General features: G+C 38.8%; 16 protein-coding genes. 14 read left to right on the top strand and 2 right to left on the bottom strand.

Going from position 1 to position 20,265, the window contains the following annotated elements; genetic code table 11:
- Window positions 1–281: 281 nt before the first annotated feature.
- The 6 genes from AC625_RS22470 to AC625_RS22445 all read left to right on the top strand — a co-directional run bounded on the left by AC625_RS22470 (window position 282) and on the right by AC625_RS22445 (window position 4,042).
- Window positions 282–1,118: a flagellar hook-basal body protein gene (locus AC625_RS22470; protein ID WP_049683303.1), complete on the top strand. Its 837-nt coding sequence runs from the start codon at window positions 282–284 to the stop codon at window positions 1,116–1,118.
- A gap of 28 nt (window positions 1,119–1,146) precedes the next feature.
- On the top strand, window positions 1,147–1,986 hold the full coding sequence (locus tag AC625_RS22465; RefSeq protein ID WP_342671019.1) for a flagellar hook-basal body protein: 840 nt from the start codon (window positions 1,147–1,149) through the stop codon (window positions 1,984–1,986).
- A gap of 344 nt (window positions 1,987–2,330) precedes the next feature.
- Window positions 2,331–2,582 (top strand): DNA-directed RNA polymerase subunit beta, encoded by a 252-nt coding sequence (locus AC625_RS22460; RefSeq protein ID WP_082191299.1) that lies wholly within the window; start codon window positions 2,331–2,333, stop codon window positions 2,580–2,582.
- Between the two features lie 53 nt (window positions 2,583–2,635).
- A complete protein-coding gene (gene fabZ, locus AC625_RS22455; RefSeq protein ID WP_049683300.1) occupies window positions 2,636–3,067 on the top strand; it encodes a 3-hydroxyacyl-ACP dehydratase FabZ in 432 nt (143 codons plus the stop codon).
- Between the two features lie 167 nt (window positions 3,068–3,234).
- Entirely contained in the window at window positions 3,235–3,489 is a 255-nt protein-coding gene (locus AC625_RS22450) for a YajG family lipoprotein (protein ID WP_049683299.1), read from the top strand.
- 109 nt (window positions 3,490–3,598) lie between these two features.
- A complete protein-coding gene (locus AC625_RS22445; RefSeq protein WP_245645069.1) occupies window positions 3,599–4,042 on the top strand; it encodes a hypothetical protein in 444 nt (147 codons plus the stop codon).
- 160 nt (window positions 4,043–4,202) lie between these two features.
- On the opposite strand, the gene AC625_RS22440 is transcribed toward AC625_RS22445, so the two are convergent.
- The gene (locus AC625_RS22440) at window positions 4,203–4,643 is read right to left on the bottom strand and encodes a YwpF family protein (protein ID WP_049683298.1); all 441 of its coding nucleotides are present in this window, start codon (window positions 4,641–4,643) and stop codon (window positions 4,203–4,205) included.
- 287 nt (window positions 4,644–4,930) lie between these two features.
- Between AC625_RS22440 and ssb the strand changes: the two genes are divergently transcribed.
- The 7 genes from ssb (at window position 4,931) to nikC (ending at window position 11,697) form a co-directional block, all read left to right on the top strand.
- The gene (ssb, locus tag AC625_RS22435; protein WP_049683297.1) at window positions 4,931–5,293 is read left to right on the top strand and encodes a single-stranded DNA-binding protein; all 363 of its coding nucleotides are present in this window, start codon (window positions 4,931–4,933) and stop codon (window positions 5,291–5,293) included.
- Window positions 5,294–5,311: 18 nt separating this feature from the next.
- Window positions 5,312–5,602: a hypothetical protein gene (locus tag AC625_RS22430; protein WP_049683296.1), complete on the top strand. Its 291-nt coding sequence runs from the start codon at window positions 5,312–5,314 to the stop codon at window positions 5,600–5,602.
- Window positions 5,603–5,925: 323 nt separating this feature from the next.
- A complete protein-coding gene (locus AC625_RS22425) occupies window positions 5,926–6,924 on the top strand; it encodes an ABC transporter ATP-binding protein (protein WP_049683881.1) in 999 nt (332 codons plus the stop codon).
- Complete coding sequence (locus AC625_RS22420; protein ID WP_049683295.1) at window positions 6,899–7,867, top strand: ABC transporter ATP-binding protein; 969 nt, start codon at window positions 6,899–6,901, stop codon at window positions 7,865–7,867. Before AC625_RS22425 ends, AC625_RS22420 begins: the two co-directional genes overlap by 26 nt.
- 50 nt (window positions 7,868–7,917) lie before the next feature.
- Window positions 7,918–9,531, top strand: a complete 1,614-nt coding sequence (locus AC625_RS22415; protein ID WP_049683294.1) for an ABC transporter substrate-binding protein — start codon at window positions 7,918–7,920, stop codon at window positions 9,529–9,531.
- 249 nt (window positions 9,532–9,780) lie between these two features.
- Window positions 9,781–10,785, top strand: a complete 1,005-nt coding sequence (locus AC625_RS22410; protein ID WP_049683293.1) for an ABC transporter permease — start codon at window positions 9,781–9,783, stop codon at window positions 10,783–10,785.
- 12 nt (window positions 10,786–10,797) lie between these two features.
- The gene (nikC, locus tag AC625_RS22405; protein ID WP_049683292.1) at window positions 10,798–11,697 is read left to right on the top strand and encodes a nickel transporter permease; all 900 of its coding nucleotides are present in this window, start codon (window positions 10,798–10,800) and stop codon (window positions 11,695–11,697) included.
- Between the two features lie 611 nt (window positions 11,698–12,308).
- Here the strand turns inward: nikC and AC625_RS22400 are convergent.
- Window positions 12,309–13,511 (bottom strand): HupE/UreJ family protein, encoded by a 1,203-nt coding sequence (locus AC625_RS22400; RefSeq protein ID WP_049683291.1) that lies wholly within the window; start codon window positions 13,509–13,511, stop codon window positions 12,309–12,311.
- Between the two features lie 239 nt (window positions 13,512–13,750).
- Between AC625_RS22400 and AC625_RS22395 the strand changes: the two genes are divergently transcribed.
- Window positions 13,751–20,221 carry an S-layer homology domain-containing protein gene (locus tag AC625_RS22395; protein ID WP_082191209.1) on the top strand — a complete coding sequence of 2,157 codons (6,471 nt, stop codon included), beginning with the start codon at window positions 13,751–13,753 and terminating at the stop codon, window positions 20,219–20,221.
- Window positions 20,222–20,265: the final 44 nt, after the last annotated feature.

Below are 20,265 nucleotides of genomic sequence, written 5' to 3'. Positions count from 1 at the left end.
GGAACAACCGCTATATGATGACAGTTTAGAGAAAAATTCCAGATAGCTGAAGATTTCAGCTTTTTGTATGAAGGACATGGGGACAGGTCTTCACGACTTACTAATATAGCCAATCTACTTAGCAGGTATACTGATTTTATCGCGAAAGCATCCAAAAATCTGGCTCCGCACCGCCACCATTGTGATTAGGTGAGTGTAGCGTGCTACAGGCTGGCCCCATCTTGGTAAATGGTGGCGTTTTAACGCCATAGGAATTTTGTATATAACAGAGGTGATCAATGATGTTCAGGGGATTTTACACAGCGGCTTCCGGAATGCTTACTCAACAAAGGCACGCGGAAATGTTGACGAATAATTTATCAAATGCAAACACGCCTGGATTTAAAACAGACCAAGCAAGCGTAAGGTCGTTCCCTGAAATGCTCATGCAACGAATGGGTCAAAAAGTGACAACGCCAAACGGGAAAATCAGTTTACCGATGTATTCACAGGTAGGCTTACTTAGTACAGGCGTCTATATGCAAGAGGCGACGCCCTTGTATACGCAAGGTGACATTCAAGAAACCCAATTAGCGACTGATTTGGCCATTGTTAATGGGAACCTTCCAGTGAATCAGGAAAATGGCAAACCAGGAACACTTCTCTTTGTCGTTGAAAATAGTGCGGGTGAAGCGAGTTACACAAGAAATGGGAACTTTACATTAGATGGCGCTGGATATTTAACAACAGCTAGTGGAAATTATGTGCTGGATGACAATAATAACCGGATTCGCTTGAATAGCGAGAACTTCTCTGTAAGTGAAGAAGGCATGATAGTTGAAAATAATCAACCAGTAGCCCGTGTTGGAATCGCATTCGCAGAGGATCCTTACCAGCTCATTAAAGAGGGCGACGGATTATTCCGTGCAAAAAAAGGAGCAATACTTGCTAACGGCTATAACACTGCAGGTGTATCTTTTAATGTGAAACAGGGTTATTTGGAAGGGTCTAACGTTGATCAGGCGCAAACAATGACAGACATGCTTACTGCTTATCGTACGTTTGAAGCGAATCAGAAAATATTACAAGCATACGATAAAAGTATGGACAAGGCTGTCAATGAAATTGGTAGGCTCTAAAGAATAAGGGGGAAATATAGTGAATCGCATGATGATTACATCAACTAATACACTCTCTCAGCTTCAGCTCAAATTGGATACGATTAGCAGTAATATAGCAAATGTGGATACAACAGGCTATAAACGGAAAGAAGCAAATTTTACGGATTTGCTAGTACAGCAATTCAATAATCAAACACAGGCTTCTCGGGAAATCGGTCGTTTGACGCCAAATGGAATACGCCAAGGAACAGGAGCTAAGCTAGGCCAATCACAGCTTATCCTAACACAAGGTTCATTAAAAATGACAAGTCGTAGCCTAGATGCCGCCCTTACAAAGCCGGATTTGTTTTTTAGTGTACGTGTTTCAGATGAAAGTGGAGAAAACATACGCTACACACGTGATGGAGCCTTTTTTATGACACCTGTAAATGGAAATACCCATCAACTCATGCTTGTTACGAATGATGGGAATTCTGTTCTTGATGAATTTAACCGCCCAATTGTTGTAAACGGGAATGTTACAGATATTAGTATGTCCGGAAATGGGCAGATTAAGATAGAGACGAGTGATCGTGGAACACAAACTTTTGAGTTGGGAATTGTGTCTGTTAAGAAACCGCAATTTATGGAGCAACTAGGCGGTAATTTATTAGCACTCCCTGCAAATCTTAACCAAATGAATGTGAATGCAGAAGATATTTTGACATCATTAACAGGCGGTTTGCGTGGCGAAATTTCTATGACACAAGGAGCGTTGGAAAACTCCAATGTAGACTTATCGAAGGAAATGTCTAATCTTATTATGGTTCAGCGACAATATCAATTCCAATCCAGAGCGATTACAATGGCTGATCAAATGCAAGGATTAGTGAACAGTATCAGATAAGTGAAACATCCAGCAATGAAGGTCAACCTACCTATATATGTGATAAGCAAAGAGACTACTGTTATGATGTAAGGTGATAAAGTGGAACTTCAATCAGTAGGGGGGCTTCATCCCCACTGATTGTGAGTTCGTAGTGCCGCTAATACCTCCGCACGGCGTAGATAAAAGCGACACTACGAACTCGATTAATTCAATTAAACTAAACCTCTGCTCACGTATCGGTAAGTTTCACTGTATCTCACCAATCGGGTTTTTACGGGCAGTTCTTCGATTCCTTTAATCCTTAGGGGTGGGGGGCTTACTGCCCGTTAATGCGGGATAAAAAGGAGCTATTGTACACAAGCATGGAAGAAAAAACTTTAACCAGAGACGATTTTAAACAGAAAAAAGAAAATAAGGAACAGATGAAACGAAAAATTCGAATCAGACTGTTACCGCTTTGGTTCAGGGTGTTACTTGTTACATTATTGATTGTTGTATCAGTAGTCTCCGGAACAATTGTCGGCTACAGCATGATGGGTAGTGGAGCAATGGTTGATGTATTTAAAAAGTCAACCTGGACTCACATTTTTGATTTAGTATATAGCGAGAAATAGATGGCTAATCCAGTTCAACTGGTGATGGTTTTTCTTATGAGGAGGAAAAAGGAATGCTTGATATTAATCAAATCAAAGAAATTATTGCGCATCGCTATCCTTTTTTATTAGTGGATCGCATTATTGAAGTGGAAGATGGAAAACGGGCAGTAGGCTTGAAAAACGTTTCAGCGAATGAATCTTTCTTTAATGGTCATTTCCCTGAGTACCCAGTAATGCCTGGCGTACTTATTGTGGAAGCACTTGCTCAAGTAGGGGCAGTAGCTATGCTTAAGCAGGAAGAATATAGAGGTAGATTAGCCTTTTTTGCTGGAATTGATAATTGTCGTTTTAAGAGACAAGTCGTTCCTGGGGACCAATTAAAACTTGAAGTTGAAATCACGAGAATGCGTGGTTCCATTGGCAAAGGAAAAGCAGTGGCCACTGTAGAGGGTGAAATAGCTTGTGAAACAGAAATTATGTTTGCTTTTGGAGATAAATCATAATAGTAGGATAAAAAAGGGTACGGATAGACTCCGTACTCTATTTTTTTTGCCCGTGAGAGGAAAATTTGGTAAATGTTACTTTTGAAATAAAGAGGGAAAAAGTTTTTTTCGGGCATTATAAATAAAGACCATAAGAATATGGCTCACAACATAAGGAGGAAAACAATATGGTGAAAAAAAGAATATTAGCTTTGCTTGGGTGCTCATTTTTGTCCATGATGATGTTAGCGGGTTGTGCTACGACTAAAAACAATCCTGCGCCTGAACAGACTCCAACGGACAATAATTTGAATCAACCAACAAAAGAAGTTAATCCAAATGTAAATCCAAACGACAATACTAACCCAAATGGAACAGATACTAACTTAAATGGAACAGATACAAATATGAATGATACACTTAAACATAAAGAACATAAATAATCCTCATTCATAAACAAAACAGGTGGAAAATTCCGCCTGTTTTGTTTCGATTCTGTAACGAAAATAATTTAATTGTTATAAATCATTCCTTTTACTGGCGATATTTGATATGATTTTAGCAAGAGCAGAGGAGCTAAATGTAGGAGGTCCATTTTATAAAATGTTAAAAGATCTTTCACCAGGAGTAAAAATAAGTATAACTCGCTCTATCTCAATTGCTTTTGAGCAATATCTGAACAAAATCAACTGGAATGAAAATCAGTTTGATTATGAAGCTTTCATGGGCGAATGGAAAGAATACTTAAATAAATCAGCTACTTGGTATGATAAGGTAAGCAATGATATAAAAGCGAATTCGGAGTTTCATGAGGAATTAGCGGTGAAAATTAATGAAACGATTAATAAAATCCTTTCCGAAAAACCGAAGAAAGAACAAAATGAAGAGATAGAACGACTGCAAAAACTTACGAAAACAGAATATGATTATTCTTGTCGCGCGGAAGCTCGTTTTGTCATCGAGAAGCTCACAAGGGAATTGAAAAGTTCCAAATAAAAAGTCATATTGACGCACCTTAATATCATTTCGTAAATTCCCTCTGCGAACTTGAAGGAATGAGACATGTTAACAATATGTATATGAAAGTAAAGCAAAAGCAAAGGACTCTTCGCTTTTGCTTTTTTTCATTGGCTGTTGTCCGAGGAAAGTTTCACCCTTATGATTTTTTAGTAGTAATAAATGGGGGCTGAGAAATGATTTTTTCTTTGAATTCCGCAAGTAAATCCCCGCCGGAAATGCCTTTGTCGATTAAATCCTCAAGAAGTAACTCTGCATACTTACTACGGGCTCTTTGCAAATGTCCTTCAAATACGATGCTAACATGGCCTTCAACTTCTTTGATTGAACGGAGGACAGTATCAAACGCAGCAGGACCATTCTCTTTTTTCGTGATGACAGCTTGAACATTCACTTTGCCATTCAATGAAGGCAGCACATGCTGAATTTTATCGAAATATGTTTTAGATAAAAAGGCTTCGAGAATCCACGTATTTAAATCATCTTCTTTGTTAATAATCAATCCATCTGTAAGCCCCACATTAAACAATTCATTTCGTTCAGTTACAATTTGTAGTGAAATTAATTTAAATGATTTCATGCCATTCCTCCATTCTTCTTGTACATAGAAACTTTCCTTATTTTCGCTAATTATAACATATCTGAAAAAGAGGAACGAATCATCTTCTAAATGCGTTTCCTCTTTTAAAAAAATGAAAAATGTTGAAAATCCAGATTTTTCTGAAGAAATGTGTCGAAAAATGAACTTTTGAACAAAATATCAATAAGGGTCAACAAAAAGGTGTATCAAAATGCAATTTTCGCAATTTTTCTTTTACAGTAAATTTACGTATGATGGTAACAAATAGATTGAAAGGAGATGATTATGTGATTAATCAAGTAACTTTAGTCGGCCGATTAACGCGAGATCCTGATCTCCGCTATACAGCCGAAGGTAAGGCAGTCTCTACCATTGTATTAGCGGTAAACCGAAATTATCGTAATCAAGCAGGGGATTTTGATGCAGATTTTGTTCAATGTACGCTTTGGCAAAAGACGGCCGAGAATACAGCGAATTATTGTCAAAAGGGCTCAGTTATCGGGATTACAGGAAGAATTCAAACGAGAAAATATGATAACCAAGAAGGAAAGAAAGTCTATGTAACAGAAGTAGTCGCAGAAACAGTAAGATTCCTTGGCCCAAAGCCAGCAAATAAACAGCAACCGGAATTTGAACATATTAAAGGATAACGGTTATTGAGGTGAAATATGACAAGAAGTAGCTTTCAATTTGGTAATTTTTTAAAAGAAGACAATCAGACGATTTATCCATTTACAGCTGTACCCTTACACTACAATCACCAGCAAATAGAACGCATCGAACAAATTATGGGCGATTTAATTCGCTATATAGCCAAGACTCAAGCCAAAACTTCGAAAAATGAAAGTCACCTTGCAGAAATGGAATCGCGCTTAAATCATTTTAACACGCAATATATCTATTTATCGGAACAATATGCAGTACTTCAACAACGACTTACTATACTTGAGAATAAATGATCTATACAAGTTTAATTATATAGAAAAACCTTTATCACATGTATACTAAGGGACTACTGGTTTAGTAATCCTCGTAAGACAAACCCCGATTAACTTCGAAAAATATGATTGATTCCTCTAATGAGCCTCAAGTATGGACTGCATTTTGCAGTCTTTTTTTTGCGTTTTTAACCAGATTATCTAATTTTTTATTAGAATTATACAAATAATTAAAATATTCTAAAATATAGATTGTTATTTTTTCGTATTAATGCCATAATTCAATTGATTAACTGGAAGAAATGTAATTTATTTATAAAGGAGGGAAATTAGTGGAATTTCCAATGATTGAAGTGAAAGATTTGCAGACAAGTTTTCGAACGGATAATGGAGAAATTCCAGTGGTAGATTCCGTAAGTTTCCATATTGAACCTGGCGAAGTATTGGGGATTGTCGGAGAGTCAGGTTGTGGAAAAAGTGTGACTTCTTTATCAATCATGGGACTTGTTCCCACGAATACTGGAAAAGTACAGGGTAAGATTCAGTTTAAAGGAGAAAATTTAGCTACTGCATCTGAAGCGAGAATGAGGAAGATTCGTGGGAACGAAATTGCCATGATTTTTCAAGAACCAATGACCAGTTTAAATCCATTATTTACGATAGGAGAACAATTAACAGAGTCGTTAAGAATACATAGGAAATGGAATAAAAAACAAGCAAGAGCAAGAGCTATAGAAATGATGAAACTGGTCGGACTGGGAAGGGCAGAAGCGTTGATGGATGAATATCCACATCAACTTTCTGGAGGAATGAGACAACGGGTCATGATTGCGATGGCGATGATTTGTGAGCCGGAATTGTTGATTGCGGATGAACCAACTACCACACTTGATGTTACGATTCAAGCACAAATTTTAGAATTAATGAAAAAATTGAATCGAGAAACGAACACGGCAATTATGATGATTACCCATGATTTAGGGGTCGTTGCAGAGATGTGTCAACGGATGGTTGTCATGTATGCTGGGAAAATAGTTGAAGAAGGAGATGTTTCTACTGTTTTCCAGAGTCCGAAGCATCCGTATACGGTCGGATTGATACAATCTGTACCTGACATGCGTGAAAAAAAGGAAAGGTTGTATTCAATACCGGGGCAGGTGCCAAAACCAGGTAGTCAAAAGCTAGGCTGTCAATTTGCTCCGCGTTGTACGCATGCAATGGATCGTTGTCTAAGCGAAGCCCCTCCACTACAGCCATTCAATAATGGTCAAAAAGTGCGTTGTTGGCTATATGGAGACCGGAAAGGGGCAGACATTTATGACTCAGCCATTAGTTCAAGTTGAAAACCTGAAAATGCATTTTCCTATTAAAGGTGGGCTTTTAGGAAAAACAGTAGGTTCTGTAAAAGCGGTTGACGGCATTTCTTTTTCAATAAAAAAAGGAGAGACACTTGGACTCGTTGGTGAAAGCGGTTGCGGGAAATCGACGACTGGTCGGATGATTCTCAGGCTCCTTGAACCTAGTGATGGAACTATTTATTTTGAAGGGAAAGACATTACGAAGCTCTCCACCAATGAAATGAGGAAAACGCGTAGTGAAATGCAAATGGTCTTTCAAGATCCATTTGCCTCGTTAAATCCCAGACATACCATTGGAAAAATTCTAGAAGAGCCACTAATTGTTCATGGTGTGAAGGATAGGCGGGAAAGAAAGCAACGTGTGCAAGAGTTATTAGAGGTTGTTGGACTTAGTAGTTATCATGCATCACGCTATCCCCACCAGTTTAGCGGTGGGCAGCGGCAACGGATTGGAATAGCTAGAGCACTTGCCATTAATCCAAAGCTAATTATCGCAGATGAGCCGGTATCTGCTTTAGATGTATCCATTCAGTCACAAGTGTTGAATCTACTTCAAGATTTACAAAAAGAATATGGATTAACGTATCTATTCATCGCGCATGACCTCGGCGTTGTTCGTCATATTAGTGATCGTGTAGGTGTGATGTATCTTGGGCAGTTAGTGGAAATTTCAGAAAGTGAAGACTTATACCGAAATCCGCTTCACCCTTATACACAGGCGCTATTATCCGCGGTACCTATTCCGGATGTAACTTACAAACAAGAGCGAGTGATTCTCCAAGGCGATGTTCCGAGTCCGGTAAATCCGCCTAAAGGTTGCCCATTCCATACAAGATGTCCAAAAGCAATGGAGCAGTGCTCGAATATAAGACCTATATTAAAAGAACTTGAACAAGGTCATCACGTAGCTTGTCATCTTTATGACTGAGTTTACGTAGACATAGATTAGCAAAATAAAAAAATCGAAGGGGGAAAATCATGAAAAAGACAAGCTGGATCGTATTAATTTGTATTCTTGCTCTTTCAACTGCACTAGCTGGATGCAACAGTTCGAAAGAAAGCAGCTCAGGTAATGGCTCAGGAGATGTAAAGACAAGTGGAGGGACGCTTATATATGGTCGAGGAGCAGACTCTACTCAACTTGACCCAGCGATAACGACAGAAGGGGAATCATTTATCGTCACAGAACAAATTTATGAAACACTTGTAAACTATAAAAAGGATAATACAGAAATTGAAGCAGGACTTGCTGAAACATGGGACGTTTCTGATGATGGATTGACGTATACATTCCATTTGCGTGATGGAATCAAGTTTCATGATGGAACTGATTTTAACGCTGAAGCAGTTGTAAAGAACTTCAAACGCTGGGCACAGAGTAAAGATGAAGCAAAATTTGCTTATTATGCATCCATGTTTGGTGGATTTGAAGGGGACGAAGGTCATGTAATTAAAGAAGTGAAAGCACAAGATGAGCATACGGTTGTATTTACACTAAACCGCCCGCAAGCTCCTTTCTTGAAAAACTTAGCCATGAGCATGTTCGCGATTGCAAGTCCTCAGGCATTGGAAAAGTATGGAGATGATTTTACGAAAAATCCTGTAGGAACGGGACCATTCGTCTTTAAATCTTGGAAACCAGGCGACATGATTGAAGTTGTGAAAAATGAAGATTATTGGCAAGATGGCCTTCCGAAACTGGATGGCGTTAAGTTTAAAGTCATCAAAGATAACTCTGCTCGACTTAATTCCTTAATTAAAGGTGAAATTGACTTAATGGATGGATTGAACCCAAGTGATCTTGGCCAGGTAGAAGGGGATAGCAAGTTACAGTTGTTCGAAAGACCGTCTATGAACGTTGGTTACCTTGGTTTTAATGTAGAAAAAGCGCCATTTGATAAAAAAGAAGTTCGTCAGGCTATCAGCCATTTAATCAATAAAGAGGAGTTGATTAAGAACTTCTATGAAGGTACAGCAGAACCTGCGAAAAATCCAATGCCACCATCAGTTAGTGGCTATAACGATGAAATTGTCGATTATGACTATAATGTGGACAAAGCAAAAGAATTATTAAAAACTGCAGGACTTGAAAATGGCTTTGAAATGGATCTATGGGCAATGCCGGTTGCAAGACCATACATGCCAGACGGTCAAAAAGTTGCCGTTGCGATTCAAGCTGCCTTGAAAGAGGTTAATATTAAAGCAAATATCGTAACATTTGACTGGGGTACGTATCTTGAAAAAGTTCAAGCAGGGGAAGCACCTGTCTTTATGCTCGGATGGACTGGGGATAACGGTGACGCAGATAACTTTATTTATACGCTTTTAGATAAAGATAATATCGGCTCAAATAACTATTCACGTTACAGTAATGATGAATTGCATGATATCTTAATTCAGGCACAATCCAATCCTAATGAAAAAGAGCGGGTTGAACTTTACAAAAAAGCGCAAGAAATTATTCACGAAGATGCACCGTGGGTTCCTATTGCCCACTCTAAACCGCAGCTTGCAGGGATAAAGGAAATTAAAGGATTCTTCCCGCATCCAACCGGAACACAATCTTTTATCGATGTAACTTTAGGGGAATAATATGAAAATGGTTATTGATCTAGGAATCTAGAGATTGATTTAGGCCGACATATCAGAGTGAATCTCACTCTAATTTTTATAATACGATATCTATCAAGAAGAACAAGGAGTATGGTTGCAACATGCTCCTTGTTTTTCGAAAAAAATGTGAAGAATAAATTTCAACGAGACTAATATTCAGATAAGGTTTGGGTCAACTAAATACTCTATCTAGAAAATATTTAGATGTCCAAAGAAGAGGTGGTCATTTTGTTTTCTTTTACAGTTCGGCGTCTAGGTGCGTTAATTCCAGTCCTTCTAGGAATGGCGTTTATCGTTTTCATGATGGTCCGTGCAATCCCGGGTAATCCAGCCCAGCTTATCCTAGGTCAACAGGCATCGAAGGAAGCTGTTGCCGCTATGACAACGAAGCTTGGTCTGGATCAACCGTGGCACATACAATTTTTCAATTATTTAGGTGGCTTATTTACTGGCGATTTAGGAGTTTCTATAAAAACAAACACTCCAATCGCCGAGGAAATCTGGCCATATCTAGCTGCAACCATTGAGCTTGCCATCATCGCTATGATCATAGCGGTCGTAATTGGAGTAAATGCCGGAATCATATCGGCATGGTTTCAAAATTCCTGGTTTGATTATATTGCTATGATTATCGCGCTTATCGGCGTCTCGATGCCAATTTTTTGGCTTGGATTAATGGAACAATATATTGTTGCTATTCACTTTGATTTGTTGCCTACAACAGGTCGAGATAATATCCGAGATCCAGTTGAAGCAATCACGAACTTATATTTACTTGATACACTTCTTCAAGGAAGATTTGATCAATTCATTGAAGTGGTTCGCCATTTAATTCTACCAAGCATCGCTTTAGCGACCATTCCGATGGCCATTATTGCGCGGATGACACGTTCATCCATGCTGGAAGTAATGCGCTCAGACTTTATTCGAACAGCTCGTGCAAAAGGAATGAGAATGTTCTGGGTGGTTTATAAGCATTCTTTTAAAAATGCCTTAATTCCAGTCGTGACTGTCATTGGTTTGCAGACAGGATTGCTTCTTGGCGGGGCCATTTTGACAGAAACCATATTCGGATGGCCTGGGATTGGCACCTATATTTACGATGCAATTAACTACCGGGATTATCCCGTGGTTCAATCGGGGATTCTAGTGATTGCGTTTATCTTTGTGATAATAAATTTATGTGTTGATTTATTATACGCAGCAATTGATCCAAGAATTAAGTATAAGTAGGAGGGACGTGACATGGCAGAAATTGTAAACAACAAATCCCCACTCACAAGGCAACCGGCAGAAGATACAGCCATTTCTCCATGGAAAGAAGGATGGAGAAGCTTTAAAAAGAATAAAGTTGCTGTTATAGGCTTACTTATCGTAGTTTTTTTCATCTTGATGGCTCTGTTTGCAGATTTGCTTGCACCTTATTCATATGAGGCTCAGAAACTAGCAAATAAGCATTTAGCCCCTTCCTCCGAGCATTGGTTTGGCACGGATGAATATGGCAGAGACATTTTAAGCCGGATTATTTTTGGTGCCCGTTTATCGCTCTGGGTAGGATTTTTCTCTGTTGCCGGCTCCGTGATTGTAGGTTTAGTACTAGGCCTTCTCGCTGGCTATTATGGAAAATGGGTAGATATGATTATCTCTCGAGTTTTTGATATATTACTAGCATTTCCTAGTATCTTGCTTGCGATTGCAATTGTTGCCGTACTTGGGCCATCCCTTAGAAATGCTCTAATTGCGATTGCCATCATTAATGTCCCGACATTCGGCAGGCTGATTCGTTCAAGGGTGCTTTCGGTAAAAGAAGAAGAATATATTTCAGCGGCGAAGGCAGTTGGAATGAAAGATGGTCGGATTATCTTTCAACATGTTCTCCCTAATTGCCTTGCTCCAATTATTGTACAAGGCACCTTAGCAATTGCGTCAGCGATCATTGAGTGTGCGGCACTTGGATTTTTAGGATTAGGTGCACAGCCCCCAACACCTGAATGGGGACAAATGCTGGCAGAATCCCGTGCATATATTCTTCAAGCACCTTGGACCGTCTTATTTCCAGGAGTGGCTATCATGCTAACTGTACTTGGCTTCAATTTAATGGGAGATGGATTACGAGACGCGCTCGACCCAAGAATGAAGAACTAAATAGAAGAGTCAGCCGAATATGGCTGACTTTTCTACACTTTTATACAGGTTGACAGGAGTTCAAACTGAAGCTTGTTTGGCCCGCCCATTTCCTTCCGGCTCGTAAATCTGAAATCCGGCTCGAAAAGTGCCCCATCCGGCTCGAACGTGCTAATTTTTTTGCTGGAGAGATGGCTCAGAATCGGTTTTCTACTCTGTATTTATCCGTAATTACTAATAATCGGAAACATTACGTGATAAAAGCAGTAATTTAATAAGTAAAAGCAGCCTCCTGTAAAGAGGCTGTTTTTAAATAATAGGGTCAGAATCGGCCATTCAAATTAGGAGCATGTACCACGATATATTGTGAGTTCAGAATTATTAATGCAATGACACAAGATCCCGATTGTCACTGTTAATGATTTCGTTATTTAAAGCTTGTTTTTTATCAATCATCGAATCCAGCTGTGCTTTACGGGCGCTGCCGTTTAGAAGGGGTATCTAAAGGTTTTACAGTTACTCAAGCAATATCCTCTTTATATTCCCATTCCGATATATTGTATGAAGATGAGGTAATTATCCTGATTGTTGTGAACGTTTGCTTTTGTTTTCATATTTAAACGAATAGACAACTAGAAGAATAGTTGATTTATCAAGAAGTACAGACCTGCTGCTACGATAATCCAGGATAAGTATTGAATCATTTTTAATGAGTCTTTCCACTTATGCAAATAGAAAAGGATAGGCAAGCACAGTAGGACGATCCCAATTTGAATGACTTCAATGCCAATGTTGAAACTAAATAATGCAGCTGCAAGTTGACTTTTTGGTAACGCCATTTCTTTTAATAAATCTGCGAATCCTAATCCATGAATCAGACCAAACGCGAAGGTGATTCCCCAACGAAATTGAATTTTCTCACGGAAAATATTCTCTAATGCCACATAAACAATACTTAAAGCAATGATAGACTCTACCAATAGAGAGGGGAGGTTTACGATATCTAAAACCGATAAACTTAATGTAATACTATGAGCAATCGTGAATGCAGTCACAATCCCAATGTATTGTTTCAATGTTTGTTTCCTTAGAAGTAACGCGATTAAAAATAATAAATGGTCATACCCTGATAAAATATGATTCATCCCAAGTTTAAAAAAAGAAAACCATGAAGATGAAGTAGTTATTTTAACGGGCTGCTCTGGTTCAGTTTGTTTTTGTTCGGGATTTAACTGTACAGTTTGTCCATCACCTGGCTGCTGCTCTTGTTGCACCTCAGTTAACAGCATTGTCCAAGTTCGATTTTTCCCCTCTAATACGGCTTCACTCGTTTCATCTATATAAGATGCAGAAATGAAATTTACATAATTGGTTCCAGTATCATTAAAATAAAAGCCATCATTAAAAACAATCGTATCCCCGGGAGAAAAAGCTGGGAAACTCATATGGATTGTAAGAAATTCTTTATGATCTTTTTTTTCAATTTCCATTTTCTCAATTTCGGGTGTTTGTTCCTTATTTCCTTTATCAAGAGTAAGGCCCTCTGTAATTAATTCTTCTAAATGGTGGTTTTCCTGCTTAATTTCTAATTGATTAAGAATCCAGTCCTCATTTTTGTCTATTTGGGGTATTAGTTCTAATATTGATAAAGTATCAATTGAAAATACAACCTCTGTTTTTTTAGTATCCATCTTTATATTTGTATAACTAGCACTATATGCATGTGCCGATGTGTTCGAAGGGAAAGAAATAAAAGAAAGAAGTAATAAAGATAATACTATCAAGGTTAGAGGTCCGACCTTCAAGAGTTGTTGAAACCTGTTGGCGTGTGACAATATAGTAATCCTCCTAGAACTAACATAGAAATATTTTTCGATAATATCAAATTGAAGAGTAGACTATCATCCTCTTTATATAATCACATTTTTCTTATATTTGTCTGTAAATAATAAAAGTTATTACAATTTCTTAGTAATAATTTACGATAACTTTACAATAAAATTACATTTTTCATTCTAGAATTTTTGTAGAATAATAGAGCATTTAAAAAAGTGATAAAAGGGATGGTAGATGGATGAGAGCAAGAAACCGGAAGTTTAAGCGTTGGACAAACATGTTCATGATAGTACTTCTATTAATTAGTACCTTTTTGCCAAGTAGTTTAATTGGCAAGGCTGCTGCGGAACAGGTTAATCATATTGTAATCTCACACTATTTTGGTGGAGGAGGTAATGCAGGGGCACCATATAATAAAGACTTTATTGAATTATACAATCCTACTGATCAGGTAGTTTCACTTGATGGATGGTCCGTGCAATATGCCTCATCGACCGGAACAACATGGTCAGTGACTCCATTAGCTGGCACAATTCAGGCCCATGGCTATTACCTAATTGCGGAAGCTGGTGGTGCAAATGGGGTTGATACCCCTACACCAGATGCCACAGGCTCAATAGCCATGTCGGGTACAGGTGCAAAAGTCGCCTTATTCGATAATGCTACTGCAGCAACAGGAGCAAAACCAGAAGGTACAATTGATTTTGTTGGTATCGGAGCTGCAAATGCCTATGAAGGATCTGCACCAACAAAGGCTCCGTCAAATACCACAAGTGTTCAGCGTCGACCTTATGCAAACGTAGATCCGGCATCTGGGCTAGGAAATGCATGGGATACGGATGATAACGCAACAGACTTCTATGTAGGTGCAGTTGCTGCACCACGAAACACTGCAAGCCCAACGGAAGCTCCAATGGTTCCAGTTACAAGCTTGCAACCAAAAGGAATGAATATTCAATTTTTAAAACAAGCAGATACTGTAACAGTAAATGGTGCAGCAGAAGCGGTTGAACCAGGTTCGACTGTTTATGTATATGAAAATGCATCTAAAGGGGAAGTCCTTGGAACGGCTACAGCGGAAGTAGACGGTTCCTTTACTATCAACTTTACATCTGCTAAAGCCCTAACATCTGTATTTGTTTCTGCAAAACAGGATAAATTGGATGAAAGTACAGCCATTCAAATTAACGTAGCTGTTGCAAGTGCATCAGTTAATCAAGCAAAATTAAGTTATTCAGTTAATAGTGGGGTAGGAACATTAATAGGCAGTGCGAGTACAGCGGTAGCAAATGCAACGATCAATGTCTATCCGAATGATCAAGCGAATGTGAATGAAAGTTTAGTTACTAATGAAGTAAAAGCAGGTACAGCAGGAGATTTTGCGATTACGATTAAAAATGCTCCTGATACAGTATACGTAACTCAAACTACGAACAGTAACAAGGGAATCATGTTAGAAAGCGTCCCGGTTTCAGTTACAAAAGCAGATACATCTGTGGTTTCATCAATTCAGGCCGTCCGAGAGTCTGATACTAAGGGTCAGCCCGTAAACTTAAATAAGCTTTTCACGGTTGAGGGTGTAGCAACAGTTGATACTCAAATTCTCGGTACACAAAAGCAGAACTTTTATCTCCAAGATGCTACAGGTGGAATGAACATCTTTAGTGGTTCTTTAGAAACAGGATTTAAGGTTGTCAAAGGAGATCAATTAAGAATTACCGGTAAAGTAATATTTTACAACGGTTTAACAGAATTTGAACCCACCTCCATTGTGAAAGTTAGTGAGGGCAATCCAATACCAGAACCAAGAAAACTTACGATTAATGATTTAAATACGTATGCAGTGGCTGAGCCATTAGAAGGAAGTCTTGTAACAGTAACTGGAAAGGTTTCAGCTACTGCAAGTACGCCTCCGAATTGGAATGTGACATTTATCGATGAAAATAATAAAACAACAACCTTAAGGGTTATGGGAGCAACAGGCGTTATTCCAGATAATCACCTTGTGACGGGTAAAAGCTATACGGTTACTGGTATATTAGGCCAATATACCACAAATGTGTCTGCCACTAATGGGTACCAACTTTACCCTCGTGATGCTATGGACATTGCTCCAATTCTAGGTATCGCACATTCAGCATTAACCGAAGTTTACAAAGAAACAAATGTAGAATTTGAAGCAAATGCGGATGGGGCAGAAACGGTTACTGCATACTACAGAGCTTCCGGAACTACAGAATATACTGCATTGCCAATGGTCAAAGGCAGTGAAGGTCGCTACACAGTAACATTAGAAGCAGTCAATGTACCTCAAAATGGTTTCGATTATTATATTGAAGCTAAAGCAGGAGAGCAAGCGCAAACAGCTGGAACAAGTACAGTCCCATATGAAGTAAAGGTAATCGATGATACTGTTGGACCAGCCATTAGCGGTGAAACGCCGCAAGATAATACGAAAGTAGAAAGTCAAAAACCTGAAATATCCGCCTTAATTAACGACCCAAGCGGTGTTGATGACAAAACAGTACAAATGTGGTTGGATGATCAAGAGCTAAAAGCACCAGCTGCATCCATTAGCAAAACACAGGTGAAATACACACCTGAGAACGAACTTTCACTTGGAAAGCACACCGTGAAGGTTTCGGCAAAAGATGTAAATGGTAACGCAAGTGAAAAACAATGGACGTTTGAAGTTGTTTCACGCTTTACAGGTGGAAATCACTACCGTGGCACAACACATAACCACACAAACATCTCACATGATGGTGCAGGTACACCTGAGGCTGCCGTAAAAGCAGGGAAAGCCCATCATTACGATTGGTTTGCATTCTCTGACCATTCACATGATATTGACCCTGAAAAACTTGGTACAGATACTGTCGTTCGTGATGGTATGCAGGAACGTACTGGTGGTGATCAGTGGCAATTAACCAAAGACCTTGCCAAAGAATACACAAAAAGTGATTATGTCGTATTCCCGGCATTTGAAATGACCTCTACTACATGGGGGCATTCAAATATCTTCGGTTCAGATAATTTTATCGATCGAAACATTAATGGGAAGCAGTACCAAGACTTAAGCCAATATTATGCATGGGTCATGACATACGATGACATCGTTGGCCAATTTAATCACCCAGATATGTCTGCAAATGCTTTTAACAACTTTAAACCGTACAATAAAGATGTAGATAAATTATTTACAATGTTAGAAGTTGGAAATGGTTCTGGACACTATGGATATGCAAATGCTGAAGGTAAATTCTACTCGGCATTAGATTTAGGCTGGCATGTAGCGCCAACTTATGGTGAAGATAACCATGAAGGAACGTGGGGCCAAGTAAATGCTCGTACAGTTATCGTTGCGGATGATCTTTCTCAAGAATCCCTTCTGCATTCTATGCGTAATATGCGCGTATACATGGAAGAAGATCCAAATTTCACTTTGGATGTTTTAGCCAATGGATACTATATGGGTTCCACAGTTGATAGCAAAACATTAAAGTTTGACATTAAAGGAAGCGACTTGGTAGCCGAAGCACATAATGATAGTGACTTTAAATATCTTCCGACTTCTTACAAATCAGATGATAGAATTGCAAAGGTTGAATTGATTACGAATGGTGGAAAAGTGGTGGATTCTATTTCTCCTATGGAAAAAGACTTCACATGGAATCCATCCTATACGGTAAACGGAGGCCAACAGTGGTTTGTCGTTAAAGTTACACAAATGGATGGCGAACGGATTTATTCTTCACCAATCTGGTCAAAAGAAGAATCTGTTGATGTGAAAGTAAATGATATTAATATTGATGGTGGCGTTATTATTGGCGGGAACCCTTCTACATTAACGGCAACAGTTGCTAATAACGGTACGGAAGTTGTAAAAAACCTTAAGGTAGACTTCTATTACGATGAAGTAAAACCTGATCATTTTATCGGAACAAATAATATTTCATCTATCTTAACTAAGAGCTCAGCCGCTGCAAAAACGACATGGGCAAGCCCAATAAAAGGTGACCATCAACTGATTGTAGTTGTGACCTCAAATGAAGGTCTCAATCTTGGTGATGTGAAGTATACGTTACCGGTAAAAATTAAAGAACCACTTGGAATTAAAGTATTAATCGATGCGAACCACGGCAACGAAAATACAAGTGCTGACAGTGGATCGTATAAGGATAACTTAAAAGCTTTTACACTTCTTCTTCAAAAAGAAGGATACACTGTAACAGAAAATAAAGTAACGCTGACAGATGAAGTGCTAAAGGACGTAAAAGTATTAGTGCTAACTCATGCAAGAACAGCCCTTTCAACTGCTGAAAATACTGCAGTTGCAATGTTTGTGAAAAATGGCGGTTCCTTATTAATGGCTGGAAAGAGCAACAATGGTTCCACAGATCCTACTATAAATAACAACTTGCTGAGTGAAATGGGCTCCAAAATCAGAATGGGTCATGATGGAGTACTTGATGATAGCAAAACCGGAAATTTCTGGAGTGATCCAAAAGTTAGTCCGTATGCTGTTAGAGTATTCCCTGGATTAGTTGCCAATTATATTACGGATCGCGTATCTTTCGTCGATTACTATAGCGGAACAAGTTTGTCTGGAGCTAATAATCAGCCGCTAGTTGAAGAAGGTACAGTTACGATCCTTGCCAAAGGAAATGAAACAACGTATCAAGGCAATATAAAAGGTGGATTCACGTATGACGCTGTTTCTGATGAGACGGGTGGATCAGCTATTCCGTTAATCGCATCAGAGGAAATTGATAATAATGGACGTATTGTTGTTTCTGGCATGAACATCTTTAATGACAAACAAATGGATGAATCATATGAACCAAAAGGAAACGACGAATTATCACTAAATGCGATAAATTGGTTAGCAGATCGTGAAACAAAGGTTTCAAAAATTGCTGACGTTAGAAAATTAGCAGATGACATAGACGTTGTTGTGGAAGGTACGGTTACGACTGGAGCAGGAGTATTCTTCGATGCTTTCAACCTACAGGATGAAACTGGCGGCATCATGGCATTCCAAGAAGTTCCAGAAGGTTCTTTAAAACCAGGCGATAAAGTACGTGTTTATGGCCATATGAAGACTTTTGATAATAACAAAGAATTAGAGTTTATCAAATTCTCTCATGACGTTATTAAAATCGGTACTGGTGAACCTCTTCAACCGAAAGAATTGACTACTGGTACAGCGACAGCTGATGAAAATTTAGGACTGTTAGTGAAAGCAACAGGTAAAGTCATTTCCATTGCTGACGAAAGCTCATATCTTATCAATGACGGTTCCGGTGATTTGCTTGTCTTCGTAGACGGATACATCGCAAACCAGTCAGGTAAAGTACCAAGTATGAAGGTTGGTGACACACTTGAAGCTGTCGGCATATCTGGTGGATTCGCGAGCGGTAAACGAATTCGAGTACGTGATACTAAAGAATTAAAAGTGAATTCAGGAGATTCAGAAGAGCCATCAGAACCAGGAAATCCAGTTAACCCAGGAGGGTCAGGAGGATCATCAAATTCAGGAAATCCAGTTGGACCAGGAGGGTCAAAAGATCCATCACAACCTTCTACGAATGAACCAGTAAATGGTGTTATTAATCAAGAGGCTGTTTTAGATCAAATAAAAGATTCGAAAGCAAAAGAAGTAAAGGTAGTTATTTCTGCCCCAACTTCAGCAGTACCAACAGTTAAGGCAGAGATCCCTCTTTCTGTCTTGAAAAGTCTAGTAAATTCAAACAAACTGTTTACAATACAAGCAGGTAAGACGGAAATTTCCATTCCACACAATATATTGAAAGATATGGAGGCAGCCTCATCAAGCAAAGCATCCATTATTGTGACACTTGCGAAAGACGTAGTACATGTTGTACAAGGAAAAGTACTTTCTGATGTATATGATTTCACGATTACGGTTGAAAAAGACGGGAAATCATCAAACGTTTCATTGTTTTCTAAACCAATTGAAGTAAAAATCGCGGTTGATTCAGCTTCTTTAAAGGACAAGCGTAAAGTGGCTGCCTACTTCATGAATGAAAAAACAGGCGCGTTTGAATATGTTGGCGGGAAATATGTAAATGACAAATTAGTTTTTCAAACACATCACTTCTCAAAATTTGTAATTTTAGAGACAGCTAAGACGTTTAATGATATTCGAAATTATTGGGCACAGGATGAAATTGAAGTATTGGCATCTCGTTCTATTACAGCTGGGAAGACAAGTACGATGTTCGATCCGGCTGGAGATATTACACGAGCTGAATTTACGGTGTTAATTACTCGTGCATTAAATCTACCACTTAGCTCTTACGAAGGGACATTCAAAGATGTCGCGAAGAGTAAAGAGTGGGCATACCCAGGCATCGAAGCGGCATATCGTGCAGGAATTATTAAAGGTAAAACGAAGGATCGTTTCGACCCAGAGGGGTTGATTACACGTGAAGAAATCGCAGCGATGACTATTCGTGCCATTCAATATCAGGATGATTCTCTCTTTCTCAATCTTGACACTACTAAAACTTTTGTAGATGATTCGAAAATCAGTTCTTTTGCAAAAGACGCTGTTAATAAATCAGCAGCATTAGGTATTGTAAAAGGTCGAACAAACAAAACCTTTGACCCAAAAGCGAATGTAACTCGTGCAGAAGCGGCAGTCATTCTTTACCGATCATTAGAACAACTAAAGGTTTTCTAATCTATGAATCCAAAAACGGAACCTCACAATTGCGAGGTTCCGTT

This window comes from Peribacillus loiseleuriae (genome assembly GCF_001183985.1).
Lineage (GTDB): Bacteria > Bacillota > Bacilli > Bacillales > DSM-1321 > Peribacillus > Peribacillus loiseleuriae.
This window is presented reverse-complemented; position numbering and strand designations above follow the sequence as displayed.